The sequence below is a fragment of the Rhodococcus sp. NPDC055024 genome (genome assembly GCF_053608585.1).
This window is the reverse complement of record NZ_JBSGVT010000024.1, coordinates 15,818-27,860: the sequence shown is the minus strand read 5'-3', so window position 1 is coordinate 27,860 and position 12,043 is coordinate 15,818. Positions and strand designations below refer to the sequence as shown.

The 12,043-nt window shown below is 61.1% G+C and carries 8 protein-coding genes; 3 read left to right on the top strand and 5 right to left on the bottom strand.

What is annotated here, in order from left to right:
* Nucleotides 1-331: 331 nt before the first annotated feature.
* Together ACWF6P_RS30265 and ACWF6P_RS30260 are read right to left on the bottom strand one after the other, a co-directional pair.
* Nucleotides 332-2,155, bottom strand: a complete 1,824-nt coding sequence (locus ACWF6P_RS30265; RefSeq protein WP_452623501.1) for a hypothetical protein — start codon at nt 2,153-2,155, stop codon at nt 332-334.
* A gap of 1,233 nt (nt 2,156-3,388) precedes the next feature.
* Nucleotides 3,389-4,489: an LLM class flavin-dependent oxidoreductase gene (locus ACWF6P_RS30260; RefSeq protein ID WP_452623500.1), complete on the bottom strand. Its 1,101-nt coding sequence runs from the start codon at nt 4,487-4,489 to the stop codon at nt 3,389-3,391.
* A gap of 297 nt (nt 4,490-4,786) precedes the next feature.
* On the opposite strand from ACWF6P_RS30260, the gene ACWF6P_RS30255 reads away from it, so the two are divergent.
* On the top strand, nt 4,787-5,788 hold the full coding sequence (locus ACWF6P_RS30255; RefSeq protein ID WP_452623499.1) for an MBL fold metallo-hydrolase: 1,002 nt from the start codon (nt 4,787-4,789) through the stop codon (nt 5,786-5,788).
* A 42-nt stretch (nt 5,789-5,830) separates the two neighbouring features.
* On the opposite strand, the gene ACWF6P_RS30250 is transcribed toward ACWF6P_RS30255, so the two are convergent.
* A complete protein-coding gene (locus ACWF6P_RS30250) occupies nt 5,831-6,751 on the bottom strand; it encodes a universal stress protein (protein ID WP_452623498.1) in 921 nt (306 codons plus the stop codon).
* Nucleotides 6,748-8,193: an amino acid permease gene (locus ACWF6P_RS30245; protein ID WP_007729264.1), complete on the bottom strand. Its 1,446-nt coding sequence runs from the start codon at nt 8,191-8,193 to the stop codon at nt 6,748-6,750. The genes ACWF6P_RS30250 and ACWF6P_RS30245 overlap by 4 nt, the downstream gene beginning before the upstream one ends.
* A 160-nt stretch (nt 8,194-8,353) precedes the next feature.
* Here ACWF6P_RS30245 and ACWF6P_RS30240 point away from each other — a divergent pair, with 160 nt between their 5' ends.
* Both ACWF6P_RS30240 and ACWF6P_RS30235 read left to right on the top strand, forming a co-directional pair.
* A complete protein-coding gene (locus tag ACWF6P_RS30240) occupies nt 8,354-10,147 on the top strand; it encodes an alanine racemase (RefSeq protein WP_452623497.1) in 1,794 nt (597 codons plus the stop codon).
* Between the two features lie 81 nt (nt 10,148-10,228).
* The gene (locus ACWF6P_RS30235) at nt 10,229-11,020 is read left to right on the top strand and encodes a hypothetical protein (RefSeq protein ID WP_452623496.1); all 792 of its coding nucleotides are present in this window, start codon (nt 10,229-10,231) and stop codon (nt 11,018-11,020) included.
* Here ACWF6P_RS30235 and ACWF6P_RS30230 read toward each other — a convergent pair whose 3' ends face one another.
* Nucleotides 11,021-11,995, bottom strand: a complete 975-nt coding sequence (locus ACWF6P_RS30230; protein WP_452623495.1) for a TauD/TfdA dioxygenase family protein — start codon at nt 11,993-11,995, stop codon at nt 11,021-11,023.
* Nucleotides 11,996-12,043 lie beyond the last annotated feature (48 nt).

Below are 12,043 nucleotides of genomic sequence, written 5' to 3'. Positions count from 1 at the left end.
CAAGCTTTCCCCTTTGGGATTCGGCGTTCACCAATTTTCGGTAGCTACTCCTCGTGCTGGCGGTACTCGCGACAATGGTTGGCGTCTCGACTAGTGCCGACGCTGTTTGACCGATCGGGAGGCCCTTGACGAGAGGAAGCGCGTTGAGCGTTACTGCGTATCCGTACTGACCAATGGCCCAGTGCGCTTCATTGATCTTTGCGCAGACCGATATTGGCTCCGCGACCTGTCCGCCGGTAATCGAAGCAATAGTGTGGTCAATTCCGCATCGCTAGTAAGTGAGGCAAGTACCTTCGCGACTGAAATGACGTTCACCAGCCACTGAAACGCGTCACGTCAGCGCTGTGAAGTCGACGAGTTCCTTTTCAATGTCAGCTAAGGGCTTCTCCCCAGTTGCTGCTTCGATGGCTCGCGGCGCCAATCCTCGATCGAGCATGAATGCCATCAGTTTCGTGATTGTCGACTTGGCTGCCTGCAGCTGAGCCAACTGCCCCGACTTCGGATCGCTGAACGCCGTCAGGCGGTTGATTCGGGCGGAGAGTTTCGTCTCCACATCCGCCAACTGGTACCAGAGCGCTTCGTCATGAGGAAGGCCGAGCATCTTGCGTGCATGCTCGGTCGATACCCGCAGGATCAACGTGGTCGAATCCGTGATCGGCTGATCGGGGGCACTGCCGCCTACCGCCGCGCCCGCGGCCACCGCCGCGCCCGCTCCGGCCAAACCACCAAGCATTCCGAGACCACCGATCATCCCTCCCGGCCCGAATGCTGCAAGCCCGCCGACGATAGCGGCGCCACCTGCCGCGGCAGCCGGCGCTGCGAGCATGAGCCCGACCGGTCCGGCCGCGACCAAGGCGAGACCGACTGCGGCTGTAATTACCCTGCCCCAGGGGACGCCACCGCGACTGTCCAAGCATTTCTGGACGTCTTCGAGGGCGGTGCTCACTGTCTTTCCGAGCTGACGAACGAACCCCAATTCGACGGCGATGTCGGCGAGTGCGTCGCGGGGGGCGTTGCCGATTTCGAGTTCATACGGATCGATGATGTTCGTCAGCGCGAGCACCACCAACTCGCCGACCACTTCGTGTATCTCCCATCGATGCGGAATCATCGGCAATTGACCATTGCTCAGTTGCTGTAGTTCGACTGCGACGGGCTGTCCACTAACTGACGCGGCCTGCTCTATTTGAGCGACGATGTTGTCCTGGACGATGTCGAGTGCATGTCGGTAGCGTTCGGCCAGCGCTTTGTCTTTGAGGTTGCGGTGGACCGCATGCGCGTAGTGCAGCATCAACAACACCGAAGCCTCGTTGTCATTGAGACGAACCGCGATATCTGATGTGCGGATTGCGATTTCCTTCGAGGGGTACAGAAGATCTGCAACCAGCATGGCGAGGGCGCGATGTCCGAGATACGCCCCAGAGGCATGGGATGCGCCGTTGTCGATGACGAAATCCTGGGCACCTGGGAAGGTGGTCGCCAGCCCCCTGCCGCCGGTGACGACGTCGCCGACATCGAGGAAGTTCGACCAGTCGTCGACCCGGCCGTACGGAAACTTCTTGAGTAGTCGCTCGCTGCTGTCGTGAACGGCTTGCACGTTCGCCGGGCTACCGATGGTGATGAACCTGCGGACATGGACATTTTCAGGAAGATGGTCGAGAAGATCGATCGCGATGACACTGCCCAGGCTGTGGCCGATCAGAATGATCTCGCCAGAGGTGGGCAAATGGTCAAGGATGTGCCGCAGGATCGCTCCGCGGACCGGTTCCTCCCGAACGTACTTGCGTACTTGCTGCAGATCCAGGAGTGATAGCGATCCGATCGCGGCCTGCTGCAGTGGAGCGAGAACTTGCCCGGGCACACGATGGAAACCGAAGGTGCGGGCCCCGCCCTCGAGACCCAGAATCCGCTGGACTCTCGCCTGACGCCGCTCAAAGCCGCGGCGACTGGCCGAGTCGTCGCGCGGTTTGTACGTCACGGGGGGCAGCTTGGCACCAATACCGTCTGTTGTGAGGAACGAACTGTAGCGAGGTGCGATGACCATATCCCGATTGACCGCGCCGAAACCGGCCTGTTCGAGACCGCGGTCGAGACCGTCGAGCCAACTCGATTTCGGATCGCCGTCACCGATTCCGTGCAGAAAAACAATCTTCACAACCATATCCCTCTCGAAGGTCGAACCCTGGTATCACCTAAACCACTACTGTTATTCGCTACAAAGATTCGAAAAAGATGAGCACCGCCGAAAATCTCGAACGGGTTCTCTGCGCTAACTTCGCAATACCGTACAGAGGAGGATCGACACCTCTGCGACCAGATCGCCCAATTTCGTCCACGACCACAGCTTTAGGTCAGCCAACTATCGAGATCGCTTTGCTCGAATGGGGTCGTAGAGATTATTTGCGGGTATGTCGCAGTATCTGTCATGCGGCTACGTCCACGATCAAGTAATCGGGGATCGCGAACCATCCGCAAGCATGCTGGATCTCGGGCAAACCTCGAGATCTGCGACGGCGAATTCTATTCCGGCTGTTTGCATCCGGCTCGCGGTGCCGCTGGCGTTAACCGGGAAATCGACTCTCTGCAACGTCGTCACCGCTCCGGAACTGCGCTTAGCCTGCTCACCGAGTCCCAACGCACCGGCACCTGCCTGGTTGTCGCTTTGAGAGCCGAGGTTTCGGCGTAGTTGCAGGCTCCGTAGCTGTCATCATTGTCGTAATTTCAGTCGATGCGTCGTCAGTCTATGAGCCACGCTGTCAACGCCAGTGCCTCGACGCTGAGCATCGCAGCCGGCTATTTTCGTAGCGCGGTATATCGGCGAGCTCCGAGTCGTTTCGGCTGGCACACATTCGCCGCAATGCGGCTGGATCTCACTTCACATTTCAGAGAACGAAATCGAGGTCAGTCGCCCACCTCGACACCGTAACCGGGACAGCAATAGCGCCAAGTCCGTGGTTATGCCCCTGACCTGCCGCCCGACGGCGCCAAACATCTGCGCGGCGGGTAGATCTCGGAAAGAACCATGGTTCGTTCGACAGTCCCGAGGCCGAGTACAGAAATGGCAAGTTTTCCGTCGGGACCCAAATGCCGACTGAGACTGCTCCTAAGTCGACGAAAGAATTGTCGCCGTCGACTGCTGCTGCTGCTGCTGCTGCTGCGGGGACAGTAAGTTGGCGACCCACAGGTAGAGCATCGAAATCTGCGCGGGCACTCGGCCCACTATCACTCGCACTGCCGACGGAGAGCTTGACTGCGCCGTCCTCATCCACGGTGTTGCTGTAGAAGACAGAATCCTGATCCGAAGCGGCTTTACTGCCTCCGCCCGGGAGGAAGACGACCATATGCCGCGCAAACTGAAGCACAAATGGCACCACCGAACCCTGACGGCTCAGGCGACGGCGGTGAAACCCTTCGCCCGATCTTTGTCGGCCGAGGTCCACAGCGTCGTCGACAGTTCGGCCTTCACCAGCGGGATGACCTCTTCCGCAAATCGGCGCAGAGTGTCCTTCTGCTGCTCGAAGTCGAGCACGTGATTGACCGACACCGATTGGAAATCGTGGCCGTAGCTCTGGTGGTAGTCGAGGATCTTCTCGGCGACTCGCTCCGAGGATCCGACCAACGCCGGCCCACGGTCGACGGCCTCCTCGATGGTCCGGAAGCTCGTCGACTTCCCGACCGCTTTGGGGTCGTGCTTGCGCTTGTCAGCTTGTGCAACGGCGCCCTCGTAGATCGGACGAAACTCTTCGATGGCCTGCTCGGTGGTATCGGCGAGGAACAATCCGCCCGAACCCGATCCGACGTACGCCTTGGACGGGTCGTGTTCGTATGCCAGGTACTGCTCGCGGTAGTGGTCGATCAACACTTTGTAGTTCTCACGAGGCTGGAAGGCGTTGGCGGTGACGATGGGGTCGCCCCACTTCGCCGCGAGTTCGACGGCCTCGAACGAGGTAGCCGATCCGTGCCAGATACGGAACGGACCGTCGTAGGGACGCGGTAGCGTCGTCGCGTCCTCGAGCGATGGTCGGTGGGTTCCCACCCACTTGACGTTTTCCTCGCTGATCAGCAGTTTGAGGAGTTCGTAGTTCTCGGTGAGGTATTCGTACTGCTTGGAGATATCCAGACCGAGGAGAGGGTATTGAAGGACCTCGTTGCCCTTGCCGATCACGATCTCGAGGCGTCCCCGGCTGAGCTGATCGATGGTTCCGAAATCTTCGGCGACTCGAATCGGGTCGAGTAGCGACAGGACGGTGACACCCGTCGAGAGCAGGATTCTGTCCGTGGCCTGCGCAATCGCGCCCAAAACGACGGTTGGCGCCGACGAAAGAACCGGCCCGGCATGGCGCTCGCCCACCGAGAACGAATCGATACCCAACTCTTCGGCCAGAACCGCCAGTTCGACGACGCGGTTGAGCCGATCGGACGGGGCAACTTCCTCGCCGGTCACTGGATGGGGTGGGTTGAAAATGATGTCCAGAACCTGAAAACGCATGACCCGTCTTTCTCGATAACCGCACAGCGCGCCTGTCCCTCGGAGGCTAGTGCGCGGCTGCTCGACGGATCAGCCAACCGACGACGCTCCCAACGCAACGAACTCACGAAACACCGTATTCAACAACTACTTTCGACTCAATGAGACTATTCAGTCGATAAAACTCTCACCGATCCGAAGTCGATCGAAAACATGCCGAACTCCCGCCAGGCAGGACCTGTGTCACCGACCAATCGAGCGCACGGTAAACATGAAGTACTAAGAGTGCGTTCCCTTACTCGTTAAGAGGTACTTGTTATGAATGGTGCGGCAGCCATCGGTGATGGCATATTCCAGATTCCTGTCCCGATCACGGACAACCCGCTCGGGCACACGCTCGTCTACGCCATGGAATCCCCCGGCGGACTGATCTTGGTCGACGCTGGATGGGGCGACGACAACGGCTGGCAGGGCCTCAACGCAGGGCTCGTTGAGATCGGGCATTCGGTGACCGACATCGAGGGCGTCGTGGTCACGCACTTCCATCCGGACCACACCGGACTGTGCGGACGGGTCCGCGAGGCATCCGGCGCCTGGATCGCCATGCACGAGGGCGACCACTACCTGTTCGATCAGATGGCCACTGCGCGTAACGAGGAGTGGATGGCGTACCAGCTCGACAACATGGAACGTGCCGGAGCGCCCGCAGCTGACCGTGATGCCTTCCGACTGGCTGCCGCGGGTGAGTCTCCGGTGGGCCCCGAGTCCGCTCCCGACCGCCTTCTCGCCGACGACGAAATCATCGCGCTCACCGGGCGCGGCCTCCGCGTTGTCTACACCCCCGGCCACACGCCTGGTCATGTCTGCTTCTACCTCGACGACGCCGACGTCATGTTCACCGGCGACCACGTCCTGCAGAAGACGACACCTCACGTCGGCAACTTCGTGTACCCCCTCGACGAGCGTGACGCCCTCGCCGATTTCCTCGACTCGCTCGCGCGGGTGCAGAACATGAACATCACCCGCGGTCTCGGCGCTCACGGCATTCCGATCGACGACGTCGGTGGCCGCGCCGGCGAGCTGATCGAGCATCACCAGGAACGACTCGATCATCTGCTCCAGGAGTTCGCCGACGACAAGCTCACCGTGTGGGACGTCGCGGCAAAGATGAAGTGGTACAAGCCGTGGGCCGAGATCTCCCCGATGGGAAAGACGATGGCGTTGTCCGAAGGTGCAGCTCACCTTCGCCATCTGGTTGCCCGAGAACAGGTCTCTCAGGTTCCCGGCTCCGAGCCCGCGCTCTTCGCTCGCTCCGTCTGAAAGATCAGGGCCGACAAGCACTCCGCTCGTCGGCCCTGATCTCTATTCCACTTCGGCCTGATCGACTATTCGGGTCGACGCCGATCGCGGGACCACCACCACCGGAACCGGTGAGTACCGCACAATCTTCGCTGCCCGACTGCCGAGGAACACCCGCGCCAGTGGACCTGCCTTGCTCGAGCCGACAGTCAGAACGTCACCTCGGTCCCACTCGACGCCCTCGAGCGCCTCGGCCCAGTTACGACCATGGCTGATAACCGATTCCATGACGTCGGGTATTTCGGGCAGTGCACGCACGCGCTCGAAGGCAGCGTTGGTCTCGCGCTCGACCACCTCGGCCCACTCGGAGATGACCGGTGAATCCCCCTCGGTCCCGAGTGTGGTCGTGTACTGCGCGTTCGCACGAACTGCAAACGCCGCCAATCTGAGTCCGGCATCGACACGCGCAGCCACAGTCGCGGCGGCGAGCACCAGATCGTCCTGATCGGGTGTGCCCGAGTAGGCGGCGGTGACGCGGCGAACCACCTCACCGGGCTTGGTTCGAAATCCCCTCGGCGCCAGCGCGACCGGAACGTCGGAGCTGTGCAGCAAGCGGGAGGTGACACTGCCGAGAGCCACGTGACCGAACACCCCGGCCGTCGACGAATCCAGGATGATCATCTTGGCTTCGTGCTCGTGAACGAGATCAAGTAGGCCACTCGACGTCGACTGAGCCTCATGCACGACATAGGTCACGTCGACGTCCGAGGGCATGTCGGCCCGCGCTTTCGCCAGCGCCGCTTCGGCTTCGGCTCGCAACTGCTGGTGGTATTCGGCGTCGACACGCGCCATTCCGGGCGGTGGCGGCGAGGGAATCACCGCGCAGATCACCAGCGGTTCACCGGACGAGCGCGCCAACAGCGTTGCAAGATGGACGGTTCCGGAACTGTCACCGTCGGGTGCGTATCCCGCGAGCAGCGTCATGACTCGGACTCCGATCCCAATTCGGCGCGGTTCTTCGCACCGAGGCGCGAGTGCTTCATACCGTAGGCGAAGTACCAGATGATCGCGACGGTCACCCAGACGAGGAACACATAGATCGTGACGGTTCGGAGATCCTTGATGATCCACAGGCAACCAAGGATCGAGAGGATCGGCGTCACCGGATAGCCGGGAACTTTGAAACTGCGCGGCAGGTCCGGGTCACTGCGCCGCAGGATGATGACCCCGACCGACACAACGAGGAAGGCCACCAGGGTTCCGATGCTGGTCATTTCGGCGAGGAAGTTGATCGGAATGAAACCGGCCAGAATGCTGATGACGACACAGACGATGATGGTGTTGGGCACCGGCGTCAGAGTCCGCGGATTCACCTTGTGGAAGATCGACGGAATCATGCCGTCGCGTGACATCGCGAACAAAATACGGGTCTGACCGTAGATGACCACGAGCGTGACGCTGCAGATCGAGATCACCGCACCGGCGGCCAGAAGTGTTCCCGGCCAGGTAGATCCGGTCACCTGTTCGAGGATGGCGGACAGCCCGGCTTCCTGACCTTCGAACGATGCGGAATCCTGTGCACCGATGGCCACGGCGACAACGGCGATGTAGATCGCGGTGACGGACACGAGCGCAATGAGGATCGCGAGAGGGAGATTGCGACGAGGGTTCTTCACTTCTTCGCCGGCGGTGGACACTGCGTCGAGGCCGATGTACGAGAAGAAGATGATTCCGGCGGCGGACATGACGCCGCTGAATCCGAACGGTGCGAAGTCGGCGAAGTGATTGCTGTTCCATCCGGCGATGCCGACCACGATGAAAAGCAACAGAATTGCAAGTTTGATCGAGACCATGATGGCGTTGGCCTTGGCCGATTCACTGGCGCCGCGAATGAGCAGAACACCGCACAGGCACACCAGGATCACCGCGGGCAGATTGATGATGCCGCCCTGCTCCGGCGCTTGTGACAACGCGTCGGGGATCTGGAACCCGAAGAGGTTGCCCAGTAGCTGGTTCAAATATTGCGACCATCCGACGGACACCGCCGCGGCCGAGACTCCGTACTCGAGAAGCAGACACGCGCCGACGGCCATGGCCGGAAGCTCTCCGAGCGTCGCGTAAGCGTAGGAATACGACGAGCCCGACGCCGGGACAGCTCCGGCCAACTCCGCGTAACAAATCGCCGTGAGTCCCGCGACGACACCGGCAACAACGAAGGAGATGATCACTGCCGGACCCGCAACCGGGACTGCCTGCGAGAGGACGAAGAAGATACCGGTGCCGATCGTGGCGCCGATGCCGAACATGGACAACTGCGCCAAACCGATACTGCGGGTCAGCTCGCCGCCGTTGGTATCTGCGCCGGTCTCCTGGTCTATCTGCAAAGCCGGCTTGCGCCGAAGTACGTGTTTGACGAGAGTAGCCATCGACGCTCCTCTAGAGTGCCTGGTAGGAAACTGTTGTATCCTCATACTGCACGTAAGTGTCCTGCGACACAACAGTTGGAGCAAAGTTGCCCAGCTCACGCCAACCGTCCGGTCTGGAATGCCCGGATCGTGAACCGCCTTCGGAGAAAACGGGGAGATCATGACCGGACCGACCATCACCGTCGACCTGCGTCGTATCGAACAGAATGCGCGCGTCCTCGTCGAAGCGTCCAATACCAAGGGTATTGCGGTGGCCGGCGTCAGCAAATCTACGTGCGGCTCCCCCAAGGTGGCGCGAGCAATGGTCCGCGGCGGCGTCGCACAGATCGCCGACTCCCGCCTGGACAACCTGGCCCGCATTCGCCGCGACGGCATCACCGTTCCCCTGATGCTGATCCGCGCACCGTCGTTGAACGAGATCGACGACACGATCCGCTACGCGGACATCAGCCTCAACTCCGAGTTGACGACGATTGTTGCTCTCGGCAGAGCAGCACGAGTGCGAGGAGTCGTCCACGACATCGTGCTGATGATCGACCTCGGAGATCTCCGCGAAGGAATTCTGCCGGCGGAGGCGTTGGATGTAGTCGCCGAAATCCTTCCCATCGAGGGCATCAGACTGATCGGAATCGGCGCGAACCTCTCGTGCGTCGGCGGCATCCAACCGACCGTCGACAACTTGTCGAATCTGGTCTACCTAGCCGACGAAATCACGAAGCGGTTCTCGATCGAACTGCCGATCGTTTCCGGCGGCAATACGTTCTCGCTGCCACTACTCGAGACGGGCACGATGCCCGATGGGATCAACCATCTGCGTTTGGGCGCCAGCATCGTGCTGGCCGAATCACCTACTCCCCCCGGACTGTACGAACTACTGAACAACGATGCCTTCACTCTCACCGCGGACATCATCGAGGCCAAGGTCAAGCCGTCGCGGCCGTATGGAGTCTCAGGCGAAGACGCATTCGGCCGACGCCCCGTCTTCGACAACGAGGACAAGCCGAGCCGACGCCTGATCCTGTCCATCGGCCGCGAAGACATCTCGCCGGAAGGCTTGACCCCGATAGATCCGCGCCTGAAAGTGATCAGCGCCAGCAGCGATCACCTCCTCGTCGACGCCGGAGAAACAGGTGACGAATACCGACTGGGTGGGACGGTCGACTTCACGATCGATTACGGCGCGCTCTTGATGGCGATGACATCGCCCTACGTCGAAAAGCGCTATGTCCTGGGCACCGAACCAATCGATGCCAATGCGACAGTCGAGTTGATCGACCTCGAAACTACCGGCCTGGCAAGCCATCTCCTCGATCACGGTCTCCGCGAAGACATGTCCGGAATCGGTTTCAACTGCATTCAAGGAGAGAACGCCGCGGCGGATGTCACGACGCTGCCGCTGTGGCTCACTGCCGAGGCCTGGCAGAACACCAGAATTCCGATCGCCACCGAACCTGGAACCGATTTGGGTGCAATCATTTTCGCTTCACACGGCGATATCGAACAATTGCTGTCGTCGGCGGCGGATCTGCACGGCCCCAGTTTGGAGAACACCGTCCTGGTGGGGGTCAAGAACGCCACGATCGATCACAAGCGCGCACTCGACGAGTACGGGGTATTGCTGGTGACGATCGACGAGATCGATCGCCATGGCATGGCGGCCTTGATGCCTCGCGTTCTCGCCGCGGCGGGCCAGGGTGTGAACGGCGTCCATGTCCACTTCGACATGGACATCGTCGACGGGCGTGTTCTCGGCGTCGACGACACGACGCATCTGGGCGGCCTCACGTTCCGAGAAGCCCACCTCGCCGCCGAATTCATCAGCGAGACCGGCCTGACGAGATCGATTTCGATCGGCAGCGTCGCGGCAGCGGATTCCGATCCTCTCGGCCGTCAGGCGACTTTCGTCGACGGACTGGTTGCATCGCTGCTCGGGCGCAAGGTGGTCAAAGCCTGACGTTGTCGGCAGCCCTTGCGAGAATCGTTCGATGATCACGCGGAGCCCCGGTCAGCACGTATTCATCGCACTCGGCACGCGATGATCGATGCCGTGGTCGCGTTTCTCGAACCCAGAGCACGCCTCGATCCCTGGATCATGCGCGGAAAGATGGCGACCGGTGACCTGCTGGTCACGGTTCTCGACACCACTCCTCGCACGGTGCTCTGCATCGAGACCGTGGCTGCGCCGTTCGACGGCACGTCGCGGATGGAAGTCGATGAACGCCCGTACGAACTCCACAGCCTGCCCACCGTTCCCGAACTCGAACAACGCTGGTCCATCACATTTCCCACCGGTCCAGGGCCCGTCGACGACGCACTGGCCGACCGGATTCTCGCGGCCGTCCAGTCATACGAAGTGCCCTACTTCGGCGACATCGACACGCTGGATCCGACGTCCACAGCTGCCCACGCCCGAACGTTGATGAACGAGCGGGGAAACTGCACGGGTTGCAGCTCACCGCTGGCATTACGAAGGTTCAACAGCGGTGATCGCCTTCACTTTCATTCCGCATCACGGATCTTCAGGCAAGCTGAACCTGGTGACGACTACCCAGCCGTCCTGTGCCGCAAATGCACCGGAAGGATGGCCACGTCCGGGCACACCAACTTCATCGACTACATGCTGTCGAAGAATCCACTGTGCCCGCAGTGCGGTGCACACAGAACCGCTCAGTGTGCCCCGGGGATGCCGGTCCATCCGTTCGATCACCTACCGTGGCTCGCCGGAACGGGCTGTGTCGTGGGACCGGACACCCCGGAATGGACGTGCCGAGCGTGCAGTCACTCATGGGGACAGATGTTCCCGCCGGATCACCCGCAGCACGACTGATCAGTTCGCGGCGAAGCCAGGAAGCCGATCGATGTCCGCGATGATCGAATACTCCGCGGCGTCACCCTGGAGGATTCGACTCTGCTCGCCGTGGACGTCGACGGGGACGTCGCCGGCCAACGTCACTCGGTGCACACTGCGGGCCTGAGTCCCGTAGTCGGCGATACCGTAATGCTGAGTCGCCTGGTTGTCCCAGATCGCCAGGTCGCCGGCCGACCAGTTCCATCGAACAGTGTTTTCCAACTTGATGATTCGTGCCTGCAGGATCTGGTAAAGAGCGACCGACTCCGACGGCTTGAGCCCGACGAACTCCTTGAAGAAGTGACCGAGCAGGAGGGTCTTCTCCCCCGTCGCCGGATGGATACGCACCACCGGGTGTTCGGTCTCGTAGATCTCACGGGTGAATTCGGCGTAGTAGGCCTGGCGCTGCGCGTCTACCGGGTTCGCCTGATCGACAACCTCGGCATAGTCGTAGGCATTGGTGTGAACGGCCCGCAAATTCTCGACCAAGACCTTGAGTGAAGCCGGCAGTTGGTCGTACGCAGCGGTAGTCGACGCCCACGTCGTCGCTCCGCCGTACTCGGGAATGGTCGTCGCTCGCAGAATCGAGGCTTTCGGGATGCGGTCGACAAACGTCACGTCCGTGTGCCAACTGTTGGCGGCACGGTCGAGCACCAACAGCTTGTCGCCCCTTGACTTCACCGTCGGGTGCGGGGTGGTCTGGGTGCCGAGGGTTCCGGCGAATTCGTACTGCGACGTGTCGTCGAGATGCTGCTGCCCACGGAAGAACACAACCTTGTGCGCTGCCAGCGCATAGTTGATCGCGTAGGCGGTCTCTTCGGACAAGTCCCCGGAGAGGTGCACACCGTCGATACGGGCGCCGATCAGTTCACCGACCTTGTGGACAGTGATTCCGCCGGCAGCGTAGATCTGCTCCGGGGTCTGGGTGACACGTTCGAGTTCGGTGACGGACATGGCGATCTCCTGTGAGTCGGTCAAGCCTACGGGCGCGGCAGTCGTCAT